This is a genomic window from Pseudomonas sp. ACM7 (assembly GCF_004136015.1).
GTDB lineage: Bacteria > Pseudomonadota > Gammaproteobacteria > Pseudomonadales > Pseudomonadaceae > Aquipseudomonas > Aquipseudomonas frigoris.
The window spans coordinates 4438001-4459187 of the sequence record NZ_CP024866.1; the positions used below are offsets into that span (position 1 = coordinate 4438001).

Consider the following 21187-nt stretch of genomic DNA (forward strand, 5'->3'; position numbering starts at 1 on the left):
GTCGTCGAGTTTGACGTAGAGCTTGAGCGGCGGGGTGAAGGGTTCGGGTTGCTGATGCAGCCGCGTCACCCGGTAGGACAGTTCCCATGGCCCTGTCTGCAGGCGGCCCGGGGCGACGAACAGGGTGGCGCGCTCGGTCAGTTCGACGGGGGCGCTGATGGTGTGTTGATCGACCACGTTGTTGTTGAGCAGCAGCTCGACCTTGTCGCCCAGGTTCTTGTTCGACCAGATCGGGATCTGGACCTTCAGGCCCTGGTCCGGAAAGTTGAGCTGGGCGGCGGCGAGGTTGATGCCCCATTCTTCCGCCGGTGGCCGGGGCTCGAGGGCTCCGGGGATTTCCGGGGCGAGCAGGGCTAGCGGGCTGAGGTTTTTCAGGGCTTGGACGAGCATGGCGGCACTCCGGTCGGTGAGAGGCGATGGAGTGATTTAAGGCTGGAGGCGGGAGGGTTGGCTACTGTCAAAAATAACAGGCCAGGAGTAGTTTCCGATGAACGGTAATTCACGACGGGCTGACCCGCGACAAGGAATGCCCGTCCGATCTGTAGCTGATCGGACGGGATTACAGCTAATGAAAAACTGCAAGTCGGCAGCAGTAACCACACGTTTTGCGTCCGTGCTGAAGGTCTTCCTTCTATCGGATAGCTAGCACGTTCGAATAATGGCCAGTTAACTTCCCGGAGCCTTCACCTCCCCAGACCAGATATTTGGTTTTCCTGGCTTGCCACGGCCACCAATAGTTGCTTGGGTCGGTTGACCAGTAATGGTGATTACCCATAGGCCAACGCGCGCCGTAGGCCGCGTGTATTTCGTTGAGCTCGCCCATGCTCGGAATACGCGCCCCGTTGGCGGACGCGGATGCATTCGCAGTTCCCCACGTTGCATTACCCAGGCCTATGCAGTGGATTACCCCCGTCACTGTCACGGTGTAACTCTTGGACTGGCCAGCCGCATCTCTGGCGGTGATAGTGGTTGCCCCCCGGCCACGGACAGTGACAAGACCTGCCCCGTTGACTGCAGCGACACCCGGGTTGCTGGAGGTGTAGATGTAACCCGGCCGCCCACCGGAGGCTTGGTGCTGCACCGAGTTGCCCGCACCGAACGCCGGCAAGAGCTCAGGATAGTCCCGCAGGATGTACGTCCTGCCACTCAATGTGACCGGGTTGGTATTGAAGTTCAGCGGCGGCAGCGGAACGTCCCTCGTGAAGCTCCGTGTAGCGGAGTTCTGCCCAGTGGCCAGTGCTTTGACGTATATCGAGTGCCCGCCAAGGGCTATTGCCAGCGAGGTTGTCCAGATGCCGGTGGTGCCTCCCCGCGCGGTATGTTTGGCACCATTGTTGTCATAGATCTGCACGTCATACAAAGGCGTTACCTTGCCCGTCAGGCTGACAGATGCATCGGTGGTTCGGCCTCCGTTGCTCAGCTCTCCTCCTGAATGCCTGACTGAGTCTAGCGTCACAGTAAGGTGGAGCTTGGCCGTAAAGACGTGTGCTGGAGACTCCAACTGATCACCGTAAAGCGCCTTGGCTTTAATGGAGTAAACCTTCTGGCTCAGACTGGAGAGCTTGGTGGTTCCATTGCCATTGCCGTCAAGGGGGATGGGGGCACCAATGGCCGCAGCGCCATCATAGAGCTGGATACGCTGATTGGGATCCGCCTTGACGGTCACCGTGACTTCGGTGTCGTAGGCCGTTCCGTTATAAGCGACAGGGCCTTTGGAGTCGTTGAGCGCGGTAATTTTGGGTTCGGTGGCGATACCGATTGTGAACGTCCTCGGTTCACTGTTCTTCTCATCGGCGTCGTACTGGGCAATGGCTATGACACGATGCAAGCCCGCGATAAGCTCCACCGGCTGCGTCCATATTCCGCTCTCATTGACGGTAGGCTGGTCTTTAGAGACTTCGTTTATCTGGACGTCGACTGTTTCACCCCGTGTTGCCGTGCCTTGTATTGTCAGACGTTTGTCGTAGGTCAACGCGCCTTCGGGAATGTCGATATTTTGCGCATTTTTCACGGAGGTGATAATGGGTTTCAGATAGTCGTAGCGTGTGTGGATATTCAGTTGCAGGCTCGGGAAGTCGATCGCGGTGGCTTCATCCGTGCTGCCATCGAAGATCACCTTGCACTTCACGGTGATGTCCGAACGATGAACCAGTTTCAATAACTCCGTTCTGAGCAGTGTTTCGTTCAACCCCTGGGTTGCTTGCGGGTCGCTGAGCGAATGGCCCTTGAGCAAATCGATTATGTAAACGCCGGTGCTGGTGCGCCCCTCGACACTCAGCCAGACACGTTGCCTGGCCGCGCTGAATGGCCAAGACTTCACTAGAACCCTGGCGTCGCCGGTAAACTCCATCAGATCCAGCACCCCTGCCAACGCCAGCGGAACCTCTGGCGTTGGCAGGTCTTTCTCAGGGTCCTGGAAGCCCAGTATGTTCAGTGATAGCTCTTCGGAAGGAGTCCACAGGTTATAACGCTGCACTGCGTAACTGACCGACACCTCGCGACGGATGTTGGCACCGACCACTTTCGCAGGCAGGTGAAACGTGACCGTACCGGAGGCTTCGGCGGGTTTTTCGAGATCTTCCGAAGTGCCATCCCCAGGCGTTCCCCGCCATTTCAATCCAAGTGAGTCCAGCGTTTCATCCATGGATGCGTAGCTTCACTCGATATCAACACCGTTGAGCGCATCCATCGGATTGAGTGTTCCGCTGGGAGCCTGGACAACCTTGGGCGGCGGTAACAGCCCCAACGGTATGCCAACCATTACTTCCAGGGGCGCCGAGTAGCTGTACTTCCGAGTGGCGGCATGCAGGAGGGTATACCTGACGGTGACGTTGTAGCCGATATTGGCCGAGACGAACCTGGCGTCTACCCGGAAGCGTACCGGCTGGCCGATAGTCGTCATCGTGATGGGCACGCTGCCTTGGGTAGTCCCGAAGGGATTGATGCCAATCCAGTGATAAGTCAGTGTGTCGCCCTTGACCCAGTTGACAGGTTTGATCAGCACATGGGCCTGGGTGTAAACCTGAGAGGGATCGATCACCCCGTCCTTGGCTTCCTCGACTTCCGGCGCCGGCAGCGTCGCCCGCAGCGATCCGACCTCGACTCTCAGGAAATCGGATTTGCTGACGCCATATTGGTGGGTGGTGTCGTTGGACACCCGGTAATACAGCTTGAGGCTGCCATTGTTCAACGCCTGGATATGCTCACCCCAAACATAAACAATGACGCCGCCTTCTTTTTGCTCGTCGTCGCTGACGGCGTGTTGCTCTTCATGCACATACGGAGTGGCGTCTGAAGTCGTGCCCTCCCAAATCAGGTTGATCCAGTCCCCGTTGGCAATGCTCGGGTAACGGATTACCACCGTTGCCATCATGGCATCGGCCGGTAGCACGGCTCCGATCACCTCATTGATCGTTGGGGCCGGCAGTTGTGCGGGATCGCCGATCACATCGACAAAGGCGCGTTTGGAAGAGAGGATCTCCCCGCCGACCTTTTTGTGTAACTCATAAGAGGCATCGAGCGTTCCCAGGGCAAAGAGACTTACGAATTCAAAGGGTATGAACCTCTCAAGAATGTGGGGAATATTCGAAACAGTGGCCTCGGCTGTAAATGTTCGTGGCGGGCTCCCCGGCAGCGGGGTGCCAATGACCCTGATTTTAATGATGTCGCCCGGATCGAACTCATCGCCACTCTTCATAAGGATTTGCAGCGTGACGGGTTGATGGTCCAGATCCTTGAGATGAATTTGCCCGTTATCCGCTTCCTTGAAAATGGCCGCATCCAGGCGAGCAGCGCCGGCTTCAACTAAAACAGTGGTGTCTTTTGACCATTTTTCACTGTAATTCCACAGCTCATCATGTACCTCGTAATGGACGCGTACTTTATCGGCGTCACCGGCGGTCAGAATGTCGGCTGGTTGGGCTGTAATTACAATTTCGGCAGTGCCGTCCACTTCTGCCTGCGATAACTCGTGCGACAGGAGAAACACACTGCCCCACTGCACCTGGATGACGTCGCGCAGGGTGATCCCCGGATAAGCCTTGATGGTCATCGGTACACCCTTGGCAGCCCACTCTTTAGTGACGCCATTGTCGATGACATCCTGAGGCAACCGAATCATCTCAAGTGCCGAATGCCAGGGCTTATGAGGTTCCTTATCATCACCGGCGGGTTTGTCCAGTTTGACCAAAAGCTTCAATTGGGCCGACGGGTCGTCGGGTACGGTTTCTCCGGCACGGGTCAATTGGTAATAACACTCTGCCAAGCCCGGTACGACATCGTTTGTTGGCAGGAAAAAGAACAGTCGTTTGTTAAGCTCTTCAGGCTTTACTTTCAGCTCATGGATCAGCTTTTTGTTCCAGAAAATTTTCAGGTGATCATCGACTGCCATTTTGTCGTCGTAGCGGTCAATCACGCATAACATCCCGCCGGCATGCTCTTTGACGACCGCAATATTGATACCGCCATCAGCATCCACGACAGGGCGGATCATCCCCGCGATGAACAACGGCCACAATTGTAGTGGTGTTATGACCGTGGAGAGTTCTTCTCGAGGTATAAACAGGAACCGGCTTAATGAGGACATGATCAACTCCGTCTGAAGATGAGGGGCGCAGCGCTTCTGCGGGCTTCTCTTCTTTTAGGTCAATTGATCGTCTGCCGGCTACTGTCAGATCTGACAGGTACACACAGGTTTAAGACGAACGGTCGTTCCCCTCACATCGGCTCCGGCGGCCCAATCAACCGCCCCATCACTCCAAACAATCCCAACTCCCGGATCACCTCCAGCTCTCCTTTGGTTTCCACCATCTCCGCAATCAACGGCAAATCAATACTGTTGGTTGCCCGAAATATCGCTTCGATAAATAGCCGTTTATCACTCTGCTCATCAATGTGACGGATGTAAGCACCATCGATTTTCAAGTAAGCCAGCCCCAGTTGAGTCAGGTTGCCGATCTGGCCGAAGCTGCCGCCAAAATGCTGCAGACCGATGCGGTAACCAGTGTTGAGCAGGCTGTGGCTCAGGCGTTGCAGTTCTTCCTGAGGTGGCAGTTGGCGTTCGTCGATTTCCAGAATCAGCAGGGGCGCGAGTTCAGGCAGCGATTCGAGCATGTCGAGGATGTGTTGCAGTTGCGCTGGATCGCGCAGGGTGCTGCCGGACAGGCTTAACGCCAGGGGCCAACGATTGACGATGAGGTAGTCGAGGGTCGCTTCGAGCATCGCCAGGTCGAACCGCGCCGACCAGCCGAGACGCTCGATCCACGGCAGGAAATGCCCGGCGGCTATCGCCTCGCCCTGAGGGTCGATCAGGCGCGCGAGGACTTTGTGATGCAGCACCTGGCTGGTGTCGGCGCATTGCACCACCGGCTGGAAATACAGTTGCATCTTGCCGTGGGTCAGGGCGTCGTCGATCCAGGTTTGCCAGTCGTTTGGGGACGGGTTCGGCTCGGTGATGGAATCGGCCAAGTGAACCCACGGGCGCTCGGGATGTTGCCGGGCTTCGATCAACGCCTGATCCAGTCGCAGCAGCACGTCACTGGCCGGCTCACCGGGGTGGTAAGGGGCGATCCCCAAATGCGCCACCGGCATGGCGTCGCTGGCGCCGGTCAGGCGCAGGTTTTCCAGGGTGGCGCTGATTTCGCAGGCCAGGCGTGCGGCGTCGGTGCTGTCCAGCCCTGGCGTCAGCAGGCTGAATTCACCGCCACGATTGCGCGCGGCTAGCCAGGTGCGACGTTCCGGTGGCTGGGTCAAGCGCTTGAGTAATTCACCGACGGCGCTGATCAGCGCATCGGTGCGCTGGCCACCCAAGCGTTGGTTGAGACCGACCAGATCGTTGATCCGCAGCATCAGCAAATGGCCGTCGCTGCTCTGCTCGGAGACCAGCAACTCGTCGGCCAACTCTTCATCCAGCAAGCGTCGATTGGCCAGGCCTGTAAGGTTGTCCTGATAGGACTCGACCCGCAGTTTTTCACTGCGTGCGACCTCTTCGGCGAACAGCGTTTTGAGCTTCTCGACCATCTGGTTCATGGCCAATACCACGCGTTTCAACTCCGGTGTGCGCGGCAGTTTCGGCAGGCTGAGGAACTCGCGTTTGCTGATGGCTTCGGCTTGTTTGACCATGGTGTCGAGTGGACGAAATTGCCGGCGCAGCAACCAGCCACCAAACACGGCACTGAGCAGACCACACACCAGTAACCAGATCAGGCTGCCGAGGGTGCTGTCCCATAGTTTGGCCAGGGCGAACTGCGGATTGCTCAACACTTCGACCCGTGCCGCCTGGACCCAGCCGCGCATGATCAGCGCTTCGCCACCGGCTGGGTGCAGGTTGACCAGGCTCACAAACCAGGCGGGAACGCCCTCGATTTGCCCCGGCGCACTGCGCTCCACCAGCACCTGCGCATCCTCGATGTTGATGATTCGAATGCTGTTGAAATAACCGCTGTCGAAAATCGAGCTGACCATTAGTTCGATCATGGCCGGGTCATCGATTTGCGCCGTCAACGACAAACCCAACGCGGTGGCGGCGTCCTGGGCGTGGGAGCGCAACTGGCCGAGCATCTGGTCGCGAGAGCTTTCCAGACTGACAAAAAAACTGCCGCTGAACGCCACCAGCAAGAACAGGCAGATGGCGAGAAACAACTGTTTACGCAGTGACATAAATCGCTCCTTGCTCAGGTGGCTAGCCGTCGCCCACGGCGAACCCTTCGGCCTGCATCTTTTTTAGTACGTCCTGCCAGCGCGACAGTTTTTTCGAGTCGCTGCTGCGTTTGCCGCCATTGGCTCCCGGCAAGTACAGGCCTTCTGCGTTGAAGGCGTACACCGGCAACAAGTCTTTGCGTTGGGAGGCGGGGCGGACCTCGCCGATCAAGTTGTCCAGCACCAGCGGATCGGCCGTGGGGCTGTTGTAGAAAGTCAGCACCATGTGCGCCTGGTTCTGGGTCAGGGCTTTGACGTAGGTGATGCGTAGTTTTTCGCTGGGAATTCCCAGGTAGCGCAGACTGAAATATTTCGCCAGTGCGTAGTCCTCGCAATCAGCGGAACCCTTGATCAGGGATTCGACGGGCGTGGCCCAGTAATCGGTCTGATGCCAGATGCGGGTATCGTCCAGAAAGCTCAGTTGCTGATTGAAGAAGCGATTGACCGCGTTCAGTTGCTCGCGCTCGGGCGCGTTGACTTCGCTTTGCAGCATCTGACTCCAGGCCTCGATCCTTCCCCGTCCCGGGCCGAGGGTGCCGTAGCGATCTTCGGCGGTATGCAGAATCTGCGTAAAACTCCAGTTGGCCCAGACACTGCCCAGCCCGGCCAACAGAAAAGTGATCAGCAACAGCCATCCGCCGAGCCGAAGTCGGAGCGTTGACCATCCGGGACTACGCGGACTACGCGGACTGCGGGACATGTCTGGCCGCTCGGGTGCAGATGCCTGAAGTCTAGGCGGTGTTTTTGGGGAGGCAGGACAAATCGTCGGTTGGTACGCGGACTTGTAGCAGCTGGCGGAGCCTGCGTTCGGCTGCGAAGCAGTCGTAAATCCTGAATCCCGGGTTTAACTGGAAGACCGCGTTGCCTGATTTCACGACTGCTTCGCAGCCGAACGCAGCCTTCGGCAGCTGCTACAGGGAGCGTGGTGAATTCAGGATTTGTGCAGGGTTTTCTGTTTGAGGATGTAGACGGTCACCAGAACGGCGCTGGTCAGCATGAACCCCCGCGCCCACGGCAGGGGCACCAGATAGCAGGAGAGCAGGATGCTCGCCCACATCAGGCCGATGGCGTAGACCTTGCCTTTGAGCGGGATGCCGTTGCCGCTCAGGTAATCGCGAACCCACGGCCCAAGCCGCGGATGTTCAACCAGCCAATGATAGAAACGCGGCGAACTGCGGGCGAAGCAGGCGGCCGCCAGCAGCAGGAAGGGCGTGGTGGGTAACACTGGCAGGAAAATCCCGATTACCCCCAGCGCTACGCTCAGCCAGCCAATGGCCAGCAGCACGTAACGCAACATCAGGGAGCGGTTGCCTATGGGGTTGTCCATAGGCAAAACCTTAGTGGTGACGAGGCTTGAGGATCGCCGGTTTTTCGTCTGGCGCCTGGCATAGCAGGTACAGCGCGGTCAGGGCTTCCGGGATCTGCACGATCATGTCGTCCATCAGGTTGGCGTCTTTGGCGATGTCTTCGAACTCAGGCTGTTCGTCGAACAGACCCGAACCGACCATGATCGGCAGCAGCATTTCGCTGACTTCGTCTTCGGCGGTTTCGAACCAGGCCGCTTCGCGCAGGAACACGCCTTCCATGAAACCGATACACCAGCCGCGCAGGTCGGAGTCATCCGGCTCTTCGCCCAGGTCCAGGTCGCAGGGCAACTCGAACTCTTCATCGGATGCCAGTTGGCGAGCGATGTGAGCCTTGAGGGCCAACAGGGTGGATTCGATCGCTTCACGCTCGGTGTCGTCGGCGTAATGCGGCTCTTCGGCGAAGAGGGCGTCGATCCATTCACGGTCGGGAACGGTTTCGGAACAGATCGACAGCGCAGTGAGGTAGCCGTGGGCGGCCACGTAGTCCAGCGCCTCGTCATGCAGTTCGTCGGCGTCGAGGAAGACTTGCAGGCGGGTTAGTTGCTCAGCGAAGGACATTAAAGGGCTACCTTGGGAATTAAACAGATGCGGGAATTCTAGGCCTTCTTGAGCGCTTGGGCCAGCCGCGCGGCATATTTGCCCCATCGCGGCCCCGCGAAACACCGCAATCCCTGTGGGAGCGGGCTTGCTCGCGAAAGCGGTGTTTCAGTCAACGCAAATGTTGAACGTTAAGCCGCCTTCGCGAGCAAGCCCGCTCCCACAGGGATTGCGCCAGATTGACTTTCGTATGTCTTCTCAGTGGCACCCTTTGCCGGACATCGCTCGGGTATACTCGCGCGTTTTGTGATGCCCTGCCGGCGTCGCGGCTGGAATGTGAAGCGTCATGCAATGCGCACTTACGATTTGTCGGTGCAGCCTTCGTGGTTCTGAACCAGCCTTGCAGGGATGTTTTTGTGATTTTTGGAGTTTCTATGCTCGAACAGGCTCAACGCGTCCTCAAGGACATCTTCGGCTACGACAGTTTCCGTGGCCGTCAGGGTGCAATCATTGAGCGCGTGGCCAGTGGCGGCGACGCCCTGGTGCTGATGCCTACCGGTGGCGGCAAGTCCTTGTGCTTCCAGGTGCCGGCGCTGTTGCGCGAAGGCCTGGCGGTGGTGGTGTCGCCGCTGATCGCACTGATGGATGACCAGGTCGCCACCCTCGAAGAGCTGGGCGTCGCGGCGGCGGCATTGAATTCCACGCTAAGCGCCGAGCAGCAGCGCGATCTGGCGGCACGGATCAAGCGCGGTGAAGTGAAAATGCTTTATCTCGCGCCCGAGCGTCTGGTTCAGCCACGGATGCTGGCTTTCCTGCAAAGTCTTGAAATTGCCCTGTTCGCCATCGATGAAGCCCACTGCGTGTCCCAATGGGGCCACGACTTCCGCCGCGAATACCTGCAATTGGGCCAGTTGGCGGAACTGTTCCCCAACGTCCCGCGTATCGCCCTGACCGCCACCGCCGACAAGCGTACCCGGGAAGAAATCGTCGACCGCCTTCATCTTCAGGATGCCGAGCGCTTTCTGTCGAGTTTCGACCGTCCCAACATTTTCTATCGCATCGTGCCCAAAGAGCAGCCGCGCAAGCAGTTGCTGGCGTTCCTCGCCGAACGGCGCAGCGATGCCGGCATTGTCTATTGCCTGTCGCGCAAGAAAGTCGACGAAGTGGCGGTGTTCCTCAGCGAGCAAGGCTTCCCGGCACTGCCGTACCACGCCGGCCTGCCCAACGATACCCGGGCTCACCACCAGAAGCGCTTCCTTAATGAGGAAGGCCTGATCATGGTCGCCACCGTGGCGTTCGGCATGGGCATCGACAAGCCCAACGTGCGCTTTGTCGCTCACCTCGATTTGCCAAAATCCCTTGAGGCTTACTACCAGGAAACCGGTCGCGGCGGCCGTGACGGTCTGCCGGCAGACGCCTGGATGGCTTACGGCCTGCAAGACGTGGTGATGCTCAAGCAGATGTTGCAGAACTCCGAGGGCGACGAGCGCCACAAACGTCTGGAGCAGCACAAGCTCGACGCCATGCTCTCGCTCTGCGAAGAAACCCGCTGCCGTCGCCAGACGCTGCTGGCCTATTTCGACGAAGACATGCCTGAGCCGTGCGGCCATTGCGACAACTGCGTCGATGGCGTGCAGACCTGGGACGCCACCGAGCCGGCCCGTCAGGCGCTTTCGGCGATCTACCGCACCGGCCAGCGCTACGGTGTCGGGCATTTGGTCGATGTATTGCTGGGCAAGGACAACGAAAAGGTTCGCAGCTTCGGCCATCAACATCTGTCGGTGTATGGCGTTGGCAAAGCAATGGGCGAGAGCGAATGGCGCTCCTTGTTCCGTCAGCTGGTTGCCCGCGGTCTGGCGGACATCGACCTGGAAGGCTACGGCGGCCTGCGTCTGAGTGACACCTGTCGTCCGCTGCTCAAGGGCGAAGTGACCCTGGAGCTGCGTCGCGACCTCAAGCCGCAAACCACGGCCAAAAGCAGCAAGAGCCAGGCGAGCCAGCTGGTTCGCGGCGAAGAGCGCGAACAGTGGGAAGCCTTGCGTGCCCTGCGTCGCAAGCTCGCCGAAGAGCATGGTGTGCCGCCGTACGTCATCTTCCCCGATTCAACGCTGCTGGAAATGCTCCGCAGCCAGCCGACCTCGCTGTCGGAAATGGCCACGGTCAGCGGCGTTGGCGCGCGCAAGCTGGAGCGTTACGGCGAGGCCTTCCTCGAAGTCCTCGGCGGGCAAGTCGAGGCGCCGAAAGTGGTGGCCGACCTGCGCCACGAACTGATCACCCTGGCCCGCGCCGGCATGACACCGTTGCAGATCGCCGGTCAGCTGCAATGCTCGGAAAAGAACGTCTACACCCTGCTCGCCGAAGCGATTGGCAAGCAGCAGTTGTCGCTGGAGCAAGCGCTGGATCTGCCCGAAGAGTTGATGGGCGAAATCCAGGACGCGTTCCTCGACGGCGAGGGCGAATTGCCGCCCGTGTCGGAGATTGCCGCACTGTTCGCCGGGAGAGTGCCGGAAGGGGTTTTGTACTGTGTTCGGGCGGCGCTGCAATCCGAATTCGAGATTTAGGTGACCTGCCACATAGATGTAACGATTCAGTACAGAGCAAGCCTTGCCTCCAGCCAAGGGTCATGCTTAGCTGACTAATAATTAGTTTTTCTTTATTTCAGTCTAATCATGAGTGTTTTATGCCGTTAACCGACCAACACCGTTTTGGCATGCAACTGGCCCAGATGTCGCGCGGCTGGCGTGCCGAACTGGACCGCCGTCTGGCTGGCCTGGGACTGTCCCAGGCGCGCTGGCTGGTGCTGCTGCACCTGGCGCGTTTTGACGATGCCCCGACCCAGCGTGAACTGGCGCAAAGCGTCGGCGTTGAAGGGCCGACCCTGGCTCGTCTGCTCGACAGCCTCGAAAACCAGGGACTGGTGCAACGTCAATCGGTGCTGGAAGACCGCCGGGCGAAGAAAATCGTCCTCTGTGCCCCGGCCCTTCCCTTGATCGAACAAATTGAAACCATTGCCACCCAACTGCGCCACGAATTGTTCGACGGCGTCGATGAGGCGGACTTGAAGGTCTGCATGCGTGTCCACGGGCACATTCTGGCGAACCTGGAAAAGTCTTGAGGCATAAACGCACCCAGGACTTTTGAGATACCCCGTTGGGCAGACTATAAAGAACTACTTGGCAATATCGTGTTCGTACCGGATGTGCGAACGCGTACAAGATGGTTCTGGTTATCTAAGGGATGCTCATGCTCGAGAGTTGGCACATGGTTTTGCGGTGTTGCGCCAGGCTGCTTCTGGTCGGTGGTGCTGTCACTTACTCTGCATTGGCGCCCGCGTTGGGCTTGGGTGATATAACCCTGCATTCGGCGCTGAATCAGCCGTTTCGCGCCGACATCGCACTGGAAGATGCCGCAGGTCTGGAGGAGGGTGAACTCTCGGTCAGCCTCGCGACAGCGGACGAGTTCAGCCGCGCCGGCATCGATCGGGTGTTCTTCCTCAATAATCTGAAATTCACGCCGATCCTGCGCGGCAACCGCAGCCTGATCCGGGTGAGCTCCAGCAAACCGGTCACTGAACCTTTCCTGAATTTCCTGGTGCAGCTCAATCAGCCCAACGGGCGTGTGCTGCGCGAGTACACGGTCCTGATCGATCCGCCGGGTTCGCCGGGGATTGTTCCCGTCACTGACGAACCGTTGACCGACGTTCAGTCCTCTGGATTCCCGACGGTTGAGCCGGCCGTTGCGCAGCCACCTGCGGCGAAGGGCAAAAAGCCCCCGGCTCCTCGCGTCGATCAACCTGCCGCAGCGCCTGTGAGTGATCCCGTTGCCGAACAACTGGCCGCCAGCGTGCTGCAAAACCAGCAGCTGCAAGCAACCATCGATGAATTGACTGCGAAGCTTCAGGCCCAGGAGGAGCAGGTCGCCGGTCAGAAAAAGCAGGTGACTGAACTGCAAACCCAATTGGCGGAAATCAAGACCGCAGCGGCAGAGCCGGTTGCACCCGTCGTTGTGGCTCCCGCGCCGGCCATTGTTGAAGAGCCTGAGGCTACCAACTGGGGGCTGATTGTCGGGTTACTGGCGGTGGTGGCTCTGGTGTTGCTGGGGTTGTTCGTTCGGCGTCAACGACAACAGGTTCAGGCATTGCCCGACGCTTTACCTGTTTTGCCATCACCGCATGAACCGGTGCTCAATCGCACGGCAGAACCGGTTGCCCAATCTTCAGAGTTGCAACCGGCAACTGAATCGGGTGAAGAGACGCCCGCAGGCGATGTACTCGAAGGGGTCGGAATCTATCTGGCCTATGGCCGTTTTTCCGAAGCGGCCGGTTTGTTGCGAGAGGCGCTGATCAAGGCGCCGCAGCGAACGGATCTAGCCGTTCAGCTGTTGGAAGTCTTGGGTAAACAGGGTGACGTACCCGCCTATGAAGCACAGGAAAACAACCTGCGTGACGCCGGATACGACCTGCAAGAACTTAAGAATATTCGCGCCCGACACCCGAAATTGAGCAGTGCGGTAGCGTTGACCGTCGCAGCTTCAATCATTCCCCCCAAGATTTCGATTGCCGAAGCAGCACCCAACGATGAGTTCCAGTTGAACCTGGATGACCTGTCGATGGATTCGAGTTGGGACTTGATCAGCCCTTTTGAGGACTCGCCTTCCGCCGCGAAGCCATCGAGCGAATCCGCGTCGGTCGAGCCGCCGTTTGTCTCGAACCTGCACGTCTTGCCCGAGGTGTTTGAAATGCCCGACGACTCGACGCTGGACGAGCCCCAACTTGAATGGGTCGCCGAGCCTGATTCGCAGTCTCTGGATGACACCTTTCTCAACGAGTTCGGCGACCCCGGCCAGTCGCTGGAACTGGAACCGCTGAACCTGGAACCGGCCGAGCCGAGCAGCGCCGATAAACTGGAACAAGCCCAGACCTGCATTGATGACGGCGATCTGGACTGCGCCATCGAACTGCTTAACGAGTTGCTCAAGGAAGGTAACGAGCCGCTTAAGCAGACCGCCCGGAACCTGCTCGCCGGGCTATCATAGCGGCGCCCTCTGGCTCAGGAGTTTCGCCGATCATGACTGCACGCAAACCGGAAATCATCATCACGTATTGCACGCAATGCCAGTGGCTGTTGCGTGCTGCCTGGCTGGCCCAGGAGCTGCTCAGCACCTTCGGTGACGATCTGGGCAAAGTGTCGCTGGTGCCCGGCACCGGTGGGGTGTTTCACATTTTCTGTGACGATGTGCAGATCTGGGAGCGCAAGGCCGATGGCGGTTTCCCAGAGGCCAAAGTGCTGAAGCAGCGGGTCCGCGATCAAATTGATCCGGACCGCGACCTGGGGCACAACGACCGCACTCAGTGAGAGGCGGCTTCTGCCGCAACGGTCTTCTTGCTTGAACCGCCCGAGAGTCGGCTGGAGACCACGATCGCCACGATGATCAGCGCGCCACCGACCAGCATGCGCAGTGTCGGGTTTTCATCAAACAGCAGCCAGGCCACAGTGATGCCGTAAACCGGCTCCAGGGCGAACACCACAGCCGCGGTCCGCGCCTTGATCACTGCCAGGCTGGCGACAAACAGACTATGAGCGACGCCGGTGCAGAACACCCCGAGCAGACCGATCCACAACCAGTCGATGGCGAGCACTTCGCTCAACTGCGGTGCCGCCACCGGCAACAGGCACAACGCGACCACCACGTTCTGACACAGCGCAGCCTGCACCGCCGGGATTCGCCCGGAGCTGGCGCGGTTGGTCAGCGATAGCAGAGAGAACAGCAAGCCTGAACCCACCGCCCACAGCAGACCAATTGTGGCGCCGCTGGCCAGATCGAAATCAGGGGTGACGAGCACCAGCCCGACACTGACCAGCACCACCAGCAGGATTTCGTTGGCGCGAATTCGCTCGCGGAAAATCAACCCTTCAAGGATCACGGTAAACGCCGGGAAGCTGGCGAAACCCAGGGTCGCGATTGCCACGCCTGCGACCTTCACTGCAATGAAAAAACTCACCCAGTGTCCGGCCAGCAGTAAGCCGCTGAGCAACAGTCGGCGCCAGTCCACAGCCTCGAGTTTCTGCCAGCGAGTAGTACTGGCGAACCGCGCAAAAACGGCTAACGCCAGCACGGCGAACGCGGCACGACCAAAAACGATAATGGCGGGGGAGGCCGCAGCAAGTTTGCCGAACACACCGGTCAAGCCGAACATCAGTGCGCCGATATGCAGGGCGCCAAGGGCGGTACGGGGAGTCATTGCAATCCTTGATATTGAACCGGGCCAACAGACACCGCCGGCCACTGTAGGAGCTGGCGAAGCCTGCGATCTTTTGATCTTGATCTTAAGCGATCCCGAAAAAGATCCAGAATCAAGATCAAAAGATCGCAGCCTTCGGCAGCTCCTACATTGAACCGTGTGAAGCCAGTTGTGTCTGTCGGCAAACTATTGCCTTTTGTCGCAAACCTCGCGCCGCAATTTGCCAGGTGAGGCACCGAACTCCCGCAACACCACCGCCGCGAAGGCGCTCTGCGAACTGTAACCGACCCGACTGGCAATCTCGCCGATCGGCAGTGCCGAATCCCGCAACAAGCCCACGGCCATGTGCAAACGTCGACTGCGGATGTAATCCATCGGCGTCTGCCCGCATTCAGCAACGAACCGTGCATGCAGCCGAGCGCTGGACAGACCGGCGACGCGCGCCAGATCGGCGACTTGAAGTGGATAGGCAGCGTACTGATCGATGTGCGCATTCAGCGCGGCATAAGGCAGGCGCCGACCGCCGACGATCTCGGGTTTGGCGTTGTTGAGGCTGGCCAGCAACAGCACCGCGCCTTGTTGCGCGATCAGTGGATCGCTGACCTGACTGCCTGCCAACCAGCTGACTAATTGGCTTTGCCCGGCATCCAGCGACAGGCGACCGGCGTTGTCGAGTAAACGACGACTGGCTTCGGCGTGATCACCCAGGGACTGAGAAACCCATTGGTCGCTGGGCACATCCAGCACCAGGCAACGGCTACCATTGGCGCTACCGCAGGCGTGATGGAAACCGGATGGCACCACCACGAAACTCTGCTGGACCACCTGGCTGCCACGCCCGTCGACCTCGAAATCCAGCGCACCCGACAGCCCGAACACCAGCTGCGCGTGGTCGTGGCTATGGACGATCAGGTCATGAGCGTATTGGCGTAGCGTGAGGATCGGTCTCATCGCAGGTCTCCAGGGCTTGGCGGCCAGTCTACACCGAGGGCAATCGTGGGCGCTGTCACAGGACTGACTCGCCACTGTCATGGGCAATTAACCCGACCGGCGCAAAGTTGCAAAAACTTTTGCAGAGGGTTGCCCATGACCAGCGCCGAGCTCGCCAAACCCAGTCGTAAACAACGTGTGCGGACCTTGTGGATTTCCGACGTGCATCTGGGTACCCGGGATTGCCAGGCCGAACACCTGTCTCAGTTTCTCAAGGGCTACCACGCGGACAAGATCTACCTGGTCGGCGACATCATCGATGGCTGGAAGCTGCGCGGCGGCATGTACTGGCCTCAGGCGCACACGAATGTGATCCGTCGCCTGCTGACCATGAGCAAGCGCGGCACCGAGGTGATCTACGTCACCGGCAACCACGACGAATTCCTGCGCCGTTATTCGAAGCTGATTCTGGGCAATATCCAGCTAGTGGACGAGGCGGTGCACGTGACCGCCGATGGTCGCCATCTTCTGGTCATTCATGGCGACCAGTTTGACGTGATCACCAGGTATCACCGCTGGCTGGCCTTTCTCGGCGACTCGGCCTACGAATTCACCCTGACCCTCAACCGCTGGCTCAACCATTGGCGCGCCCGTTATGGCTACGGTTACTGGTCGCTGTCGGCGTATCTCAAACACAAGGTCAAAACCGCGGTCAGCTTCATCAGCGATTTCGAAGAAGCCATCGCTCACGAATGCGTCAAGCGCGAGTTGCACGGGGTGGTGTGCGGGCACATTCACCATGCCGAGATTCGCAAGGTCGGCGGGGTGGATTACCTCAATTGCGGGGATTGGGTGGAGTCGTGCACCGCGCTGATCGAGCATTGGGATGGCTCGATCGAGTTGTACCGATTGGCGGATGCCCAGGCGCGGGAGGCAGAGTTGAAGGCCATCAAAATCGCAGAGCCGGCATAGGCCGCAAAAGCAAAGATCGTCCGAACGCGGCCCGAACCTTCGGCAGCTCCTACATGGAAACGCGACCCCTTGTAGGAGCTGCCGAAGGCTGCGATCTTTTGATTTTCAGGCTGGCGAATGTTCTTCCATCGCCGCCTTGTAAATTGAATGCCTGGGCTGCGCAAACAACCGTTCCATCATCGGTTCAAAGAAGCTCAGCGGCAGTGTGTCATACGCCGGATCAAACGCCGCTGCATCATATTTGGCGCAAAACTCAATGGTCGCCTGATACTGCGGATGCCCGCTGAATTGCTCGCGTAGATGCCGGTCCATCCCTAGATGATGGAAGAAGTAATACCCCTGGAAAATCCCGTGCTTCTCGACCATCCACAGGTTCTCGGCGCTGACGAACGGCTTGAGGATTGCCGCAGCGATGTCCGGGTGGTTGTAGGAACCCAAGGTGTCGCCAATGTCGTGAAGCAGCGCGCAGACCACGTATTCTTCATCCCGGCCATCGCGCCAGGCACGGCTGGCGGTTTGCAGGGAATGGGTCAGACGATCCACCGGGAAGCCGCCAAAGTCACCCTCCAGTAATTTCAGATGCGCCACAATCCGTGTCGGCAATTGCCTAGCATAGGCACTGAAATCTGCGGCGATGATCGCCCAGTCTTCCTGCGTGCCGTCCTGCATGTGGGTGAAACGGGCGTTGGCATTCATCGGCTGTCCTCCTGTGGTTCATTGGGCCTAGAACGGCACGCGACCCAGAATCATGTCTCGGTACATAACGAAATCGCCGAGCAGGCTGTAAAACGGATGTTGAAAGGTCGCAGGACGATTCCTCTCGAAGAAGAAATGCCCGGCCCAGGCGAAGCTGTAACCCGCCAGCGGTAGAGCCAACAACAGCATCCAGGCGCCTTTGCCGATGGTCAGGGCCAGGATGAAAATAACCAGCGTCGTGCCGATAAAGTGCAGTCGTCGGCACGTACTGTTGCTGTGTTCGCTGAGGTAATACGGGTAGAACTCAGCGAAGCTGTTGAAACGTTTGATGTTTTCCACGACTGCGATCTCTGTGGTTATTGTTCTGACTGCAAGTTGTTCTGCGGGTAGCTTATTTGAGTCTAGAGTGATCATAGGCATCAGCCAGTGACAATAGGCGCCACTTTAGTATCCTTCGGAAATTGGCCGTAGCATGCGGCTCATCATGTAAGTGGACGACATGAGCGAACGAACGACTTCTGCAAGCTGGGCGATGGGGATTGTCAAAGCACTGGAGATGGACGGCCTGGATTGCCGGGTTCTGTTCAAGCAGTTGGGGCTCGACTACGCGGCACTGGATGATCCGGACGCGCGCTTCCCGCAAGATTCCATGACACGACTGTGGCAGCGCGCGGTTGAGCTGTCCGGCAACCCGGCGATTGGCCTGAACATGGGCAAGGTGGTGCGACCGGCCTCCTTCCATGTGGCGGGCTACGCCTTGATGTCAAGTCAGACCCTGGCTGAAGGCTTTCGACGGCTGGTGCGTTATCAGCGGATCATTGCGGAAAGTGCCGACCTGAGTTTCCGATTGTTGGAAGAAGGCTACGCGCTGATTCTGACGGTCCACGGCGACCACCTGCCACCGACCCGGCAGAGCGCCGAAGCTTCACTGGCTTGTGCCCTGGCGCTGTGCGGCTGGTTGACCGGGCGCACCCTGCAACCGCGCAAGGTGCTGGTGCAGGGCGATCAGCCCGTCGATCTCGAACCCTATAAACAAGCCTTCCATGCACCTTTGGTGTTCAACGCGCCGTATGACGCCTTGATCTTCGAGCGCGCTGACATGGAGGCACCGCTGCCTACCGCCAATGAGGCGATGGCGCTGTTGCATGATCGGTTTGCCGGTGAATACCTGGCGCGGTTTTCCGAGAGTCGCGTGACCCACAAGGCGCGGCAGGTGCTGTGCCGTTTGCTGCCCCAGGGCGAACCCAAGCGCGATACCGTGGCGCAGACGTTGCACCTGTCGCAACGCACCTTGCAGCGACGCTTGCAGGAAGAGGGCACGAGTTTTCAGACGTTGCTGGACGACACGCGACGTGAGCTGGCCGAGCAATACCTGGCGCAGCCGACCATGACCCTGCTGGAAATTGCCTACCTGCTGGGGTTCGCCGATCCGAGCAACTTCTTCCGCGCTTTCCGCCGCTGGTTTGACGCCACCCCCGGCGAGTACCGGACGCGCCTGATGGGCGCACCTGCTCCTGTCAGTGACGCCAGAACGCCGGAATACACAGAACAAACACCGTAATGATCTCGAGTCGGCCCAGTAGCATGCCGAACGAGAGAATCCACTTGGCAGCGTCCGGCAGGGTGGCGAAGTTGCCCGCCGGGCCAATGGTCTCGCCCAGTCCTGGGCCAACGCCGGACACCGTGCTGGCTGCGCCGGTAAGGGCGGTCATCCAGTCCACGCCGAGCAGCGACAACAGCAGCGCGATCACGCAGATGGTGATGGCGAAGAAGAACGAAAAGGTCAGAATCGAACGCACGATCTCTTCGTCGAGGCGGTGACCGTTGTACTTCTGCTTGATTACAGCGCGCGGGTGAATCAACTGGTTAAGGTTGGCCTTGAGCAGGATGTAAGCAACCTGGAAGCGGAAAATCTTGATCCCGCCAGCGGTCGAGCCCGAGCACCCGCCGACAAAACCCAGATAGAAGAACAGCATCAGCGAGAAGTTACCCCACAGGCTGTAGTCCCCGAGTGCGAAACCGGTGGTCGTCACCACCGAGGTCACGTTCAGCGCCACATGCCGCAGCGCCTCCAGCCAATGCAGCTGGGTGGTCCACCAGTACCAGGTGCCAAGTACCAGCCAGGTCACCAGTAACATGCCGAGCAAGCCTTGAACCTGCTGATCCTTGATCAGTGCTTTGCGGTTACCGCGCAAGGTCGCTACATACAGGGTGAACGGCAGGCTGCCGAGGATCATGATGACGATCGCCACCCAGTGCACCGCGGGTTGCGTCCACTTGGCCAGAGACTGGTCGGACGTTGAGAAACCGCCGGTGGAAATCGCCGACATCGCGTGGTTGATCGCATCGAACGGGCTCATACCGGCCCACCAGAACGCCAGGCTGCCGACAATGGTGATGCCGACGTAGGCCGCAACGATCAAACGCGCCACCATGTGCGAACGGGGCATGACTTTTTCGGAACGGTCCGACGACTCGGTCTGAAACAGCCGCATGCCACCGATGCGCAGTAGTGGAAGAATCGCTACCGCCATGCCGATAAAGCCAATGCCGCCGAGCCAGTGCAGCAACGAGCGCCACATCAGGATGCCGGGGGACATGGTGTCCAGGCCGCTGAGCACCGTCGAGCCGGTGGCGGTGATGCCGGACATGCTTTCGAAGAACGAATCGGTGTAGCTGATGCGCTGGGTCAGCAGGAACGGCAGCGCGGCGAAGATGCACACCACCACCCAGCTGCTGACTGTCAGCAGGTACATGTCTCGCGGACGCAGGTGTACGTGTTCGGGGCGACCGGGGATGATCAGCGCGAGGCCGGCGACAAAGGTAATCATGCTGGCCCAGAGGAACGACGGCAGGTCGCTGGTGCGGTCGAAAATCACCAGCGTGGCCATGGGCACGACCATGGAGATGGCCAGTGTGATCAGGAAGATGCCGATGATGAAACCAATAGTCCGTAAGGTCGGCAACGCCATGAAGTCCGCTCGGGCTGGAATAGGGAAGGGCGCCATTCTACCTGCGGGGCAGGGCATGTAAACCGGCGCCGCCTGCGCAGTTGCAGCTAGAATAGCCAAACATTTTTTTCAGGAGGTGGCCGATGCAGGCTCTCGACGCTTTGCTCAACCGTGTTTCCGTTCCACGACTGCTCGAACCGGCACCGACCGCAGAACAACGCGAAGTGCTGTTTGGCGCCGCGATGCGAGCGCCAGACCACGGCCACTTACAGCCTTGGCGCTTTCTGACAGTCGAAGGCGCGGCGCGCGAGCAAATGGGCGAGTTGCTGGCCGAAGCAGCGAAGCTGCAGGACAGTGAAGTGTCCGAGGCGGCGCTGGACAAGGCGCGTAACGGTCCACTGCGCGCGCCACTGGTGGTTGTGGTGATCGCGCGGTTGCAGGATCACGTCAAATATCCGAAGTCCGAACAACTGCTGGCGGCGGGCTGTGCGGCTCACGGGATTTTGCTGGCGGCTTATGCGCAAGGGATTGGCGCGGTGTGGCGCACGGGTGAACTGGCGTATTCGGCGCATGTGGCCAAGGGATTGGGTTTGGCGGAAGGGGAAGAGGTGATTGCGTTTCTTTATCTGGGGACGCCGCAGAAAGAGCCGCGCGTGGCGGAGAAAGTCGATCTGGCTGAATTCGTCAGCGCCTGGCCTGGCGAGATCTGAACATCAAGAGATCGCAGCCTCGTTTCACTCGACAGCTCCTACAGGTGTACGCATAACCCTTGTAGGAGCTGTCGAGTGAAACGAGGC

The 21187-nt window shown here is 59.1% G+C and carries 19 protein-coding genes; 7 read left to right on the forward strand and 12 right to left on the reverse strand.

The features are described 5' to 3' along the window. The 7 genes from CUN63_RS31715 to CUN63_RS21025 form a co-directional block, all read right to left on the reverse strand. Positions 1 to 390: hypothetical protein (locus CUN63_RS31715; RefSeq protein WP_165353264.1), on the reverse strand; the 390-nt coding region annotated here is incomplete at its 3' end. A 241-nt stretch (positions 391 to 631) separates the two neighbouring features. Further along, positions 632 to 2644, reverse strand: a complete 2013-nt coding sequence (locus tag CUN63_RS32290; RefSeq protein ID WP_256657558.1) for an Ig-like domain-containing protein — start codon at positions 2642 to 2644, stop codon at positions 632 to 634. 12 nt (positions 2645 to 2656) lie between these two features. Beyond that, positions 2657 to 4585, reverse strand: a complete 1929-nt coding sequence (locus CUN63_RS32295; RefSeq protein ID WP_256657559.1) for a hypothetical protein — start codon at positions 4583 to 4585, stop codon at positions 2657 to 2659. Positions 4586 to 4716: 131 nt separating this feature from the next. After that, on the reverse strand, positions 4717 to 6657 hold the full coding sequence (lapD, locus tag CUN63_RS21010; RefSeq protein ID WP_129442094.1) for a cyclic di-GMP receptor LapD: 1941 nt from the start codon (positions 6655 to 6657) through the stop codon (positions 4717 to 4719). Positions 6658 to 6679: 22 nt separating this feature from the next. Further along, positions 6680 to 7396 carry a cysteine protease LapG gene (lapG, locus tag CUN63_RS21015; protein WP_129442096.1) on the reverse strand — a complete coding sequence of 239 codons (717 nt, stop codon included), beginning with the start codon at positions 7394 to 7396 and terminating at the stop codon, positions 6680 to 6682. 231 nt (positions 7397 to 7627) lie between these two features. Continuing rightward, positions 7628 to 8023, reverse strand: coding sequence for a YbaN family protein (locus CUN63_RS21020; protein ID WP_129442098.1), 396 nt, complete (start codon positions 8021 to 8023; stop codon positions 7628 to 7630). Between the two features lie 10 nt (positions 8024 to 8033). Beyond that, positions 8034 to 8621 (reverse strand): YecA family protein, encoded by a 588-nt coding sequence (locus tag CUN63_RS21025; RefSeq protein WP_008156162.1) that lies wholly within the window; start codon positions 8619 to 8621, stop codon positions 8034 to 8036. A gap of 413 nt (positions 8622 to 9034) precedes the next feature. On the opposite strand from CUN63_RS21025, the gene recQ reads away from it, so the two are divergent. The 4 genes from recQ to CUN63_RS21050 all read left to right on the forward strand — a co-directional run bounded on the left by recQ (position 9035) and on the right by CUN63_RS21050 (position 13954). Further along, on the forward strand, positions 9035 to 11161 hold the full coding sequence (gene recQ, locus CUN63_RS21035; RefSeq protein ID WP_129442100.1) for a DNA helicase RecQ: 2127 nt from the start codon (positions 9035 to 9037) through the stop codon (positions 11159 to 11161). A gap of 119 nt (positions 11162 to 11280) precedes the next feature. Next, positions 11281 to 11715, forward strand: coding sequence for a MarR family transcriptional regulator (locus CUN63_RS21040; protein WP_129442102.1), 435 nt, complete (start codon positions 11281 to 11283; stop codon positions 11713 to 11715). Between the two features lie 128 nt (positions 11716 to 11843). Next, positions 11844 to 13634, forward strand: a complete 1791-nt coding sequence (locus CUN63_RS21045; protein ID WP_129442104.1) for a FimV/HubP family polar landmark protein — start codon at positions 11844 to 11846, stop codon at positions 13632 to 13634. 32 nt (positions 13635 to 13666) lie between these two features. Continuing rightward, a complete protein-coding gene (locus CUN63_RS21050; RefSeq protein ID WP_033055915.1) occupies positions 13667 to 13954 on the forward strand; it encodes a SelT/SelW/SelH family protein in 288 nt (95 codons plus the stop codon). Here the strand turns inward: CUN63_RS21050 and CUN63_RS21055 are convergent. Both CUN63_RS21055 and CUN63_RS21060 read right to left on the reverse strand, forming a co-directional pair. Next, positions 13948 to 14841 (reverse strand): DMT family transporter, encoded by an 894-nt coding sequence (locus CUN63_RS21055; RefSeq protein WP_129442106.1) that lies wholly within the window; start codon positions 14839 to 14841, stop codon positions 13948 to 13950. The two genes, CUN63_RS21050 and CUN63_RS21055, sit on opposite strands and share 7 nt — an antisense overlap. A gap of 186 nt (positions 14842 to 15027) precedes the next feature. Continuing rightward, positions 15028 to 15792, reverse strand: coding sequence for an AraC family transcriptional regulator (locus CUN63_RS21060; protein WP_129442108.1), 765 nt, complete (start codon positions 15790 to 15792; stop codon positions 15028 to 15030). Positions 15793 to 15927: 135 nt separating this feature from the next. On the opposite strand from CUN63_RS21060, the gene CUN63_RS21065 reads away from it, so the two are divergent. Then, on the forward strand, positions 15928 to 16743 hold the full coding sequence (locus CUN63_RS21065; protein WP_008156147.1) for a UDP-2,3-diacylglucosamine diphosphatase: 816 nt from the start codon (positions 15928 to 15930) through the stop codon (positions 16741 to 16743). A 105-nt stretch (positions 16744 to 16848) separates the two neighbouring features. Here CUN63_RS21065 and CUN63_RS21070 read toward each other — a convergent pair whose 3' ends face one another. Beyond that, positions 16849 to 17439, reverse strand: a complete 591-nt coding sequence (locus CUN63_RS21070) for an HD domain-containing protein (protein ID WP_129442110.1) — start codon at positions 17437 to 17439, stop codon at positions 16849 to 16851. A gap of 27 nt (positions 17440 to 17466) precedes the next feature. After that, entirely contained in the window at positions 17467 to 17778 is a 312-nt protein-coding gene (locus CUN63_RS21075) for a DUF962 domain-containing protein (protein ID WP_129442112.1), read from the reverse strand. A 160-nt stretch (positions 17779 to 17938) separates the two neighbouring features. On the opposite strand from CUN63_RS21075, the gene CUN63_RS21080 reads away from it, so the two are divergent. Further along, positions 17939 to 19000, forward strand: coding sequence for an AraC family transcriptional regulator (locus CUN63_RS21080; protein WP_218570135.1), 1062 nt, complete (start codon positions 17939 to 17941; stop codon positions 18998 to 19000). Here the strand turns inward: CUN63_RS21080 and CUN63_RS21085 are convergent. Next, entirely contained in the window at positions 18957 to 20411 is a 1455-nt protein-coding gene (locus CUN63_RS21085; RefSeq protein WP_129442114.1) for a TrkH family potassium uptake protein, read from the reverse strand. The two genes, CUN63_RS21080 and CUN63_RS21085, sit on opposite strands and share 44 nt — an antisense overlap. A gap of 122 nt (positions 20412 to 20533) precedes the next feature. Here CUN63_RS21085 and CUN63_RS21090 point away from each other — a divergent pair, with 122 nt between their 5' ends. Further along, entirely contained in the window at positions 20534 to 21100 is a 567-nt protein-coding gene (locus CUN63_RS21090) for an NAD(P)H nitroreductase (RefSeq protein WP_129442116.1), read from the forward strand. Positions 21101 to 21187: the final 87 nt, after the last annotated feature.

Bases quoted from the DNA above. Each gene is read 5' to 3' on its own strand.
- CUN63_RS32290 (WP_256657558.1), bottom strand. From the start codon at position 2,644: ATGGATGAAACGCTGGACTCACTTGGATTGAAATGGCGGGGAACGCCT.
- CUN63_RS32295 (WP_256657559.1), bottom strand. From the start codon at position 4,585: ATGTCCTCATTAAGCCGGTTCCTGTTTATACCTCGAGAAGAACTCTCC.
- lapD (WP_129442094.1), bottom strand. From the start codon at position 6,657: ATGTCACTGCGTAAACAGTTGTTTCTCGCCATCTGCCTGTTCTTGCTG.
- lapG (WP_129442096.1), bottom strand. From the start codon at position 7,396: ATGTCCCGCAGTCCGCGTAGTCCGCGTAGTCCCGGATGGTCAACGCTC.
- CUN63_RS21020 (WP_129442098.1), bottom strand. From the start codon at position 8,023: ATGGACAACCCCATAGGCAACCGCTCCCTGATGTTGCGTTACGTGCTG.
- CUN63_RS21025 (WP_008156162.1), bottom strand. From the start codon at position 8,621: ATGTCCTTCGCTGAGCAACTAACCCGCCTGCAAGTCTTCCTCGACGCC.
- recQ (WP_129442100.1), top strand. From the start codon at position 9,035: ATGCTCGAACAGGCTCAACGCGTCCTCAAGGACATCTTCGGCTACGAC.
- CUN63_RS21040 (WP_129442102.1), top strand. From the start codon at position 11,281: ATGCCGTTAACCGACCAACACCGTTTTGGCATGCAACTGGCCCAGATG.
- CUN63_RS21045 (WP_129442104.1), top strand. From the start codon at position 11,844: ATGCTCGAGAGTTGGCACATGGTTTTGCGGTGTTGCGCCAGGCTGCTT.
- CUN63_RS21050 (WP_033055915.1), top strand. From the start codon at position 13,667: ATGACTGCACGCAAACCGGAAATCATCATCACGTATTGCACGCAATGC.
- CUN63_RS21055 (WP_129442106.1), bottom strand. From the start codon at position 14,841: ATGACTCCCCGTACCGCCCTTGGCGCCCTGCATATCGGCGCACTGATG.
- CUN63_RS21060 (WP_129442108.1), bottom strand. From the start codon at position 15,792: ATGAGACCGATCCTCACGCTACGCCAATACGCTCATGACCTGATCGTC.
- CUN63_RS21065 (WP_008156147.1), top strand. From the start codon at position 15,928: ATGACCAGCGCCGAGCTCGCCAAACCCAGTCGTAAACAACGTGTGCGG.
- CUN63_RS21070 (WP_129442110.1), bottom strand. From the start codon at position 17,439: ATGAATGCCAACGCCCGTTTCACCCACATGCAGGACGGCACGCAGGAA.
- CUN63_RS21080 (WP_218570135.1), top strand. From the start codon at position 17,939: ATGAGCGAACGAACGACTTCTGCAAGCTGGGCGATGGGGATTGTCAAA.
- CUN63_RS21085 (WP_129442114.1), bottom strand. From the start codon at position 20,411: ATGGCGTTGCCGACCTTACGGACTATTGGTTTCATCATCGGCATCTTC.
- CUN63_RS21090 (WP_129442116.1), top strand. From the start codon at position 20,534: ATGCAGGCTCTCGACGCTTTGCTCAACCGTGTTTCCGTTCCACGACTG.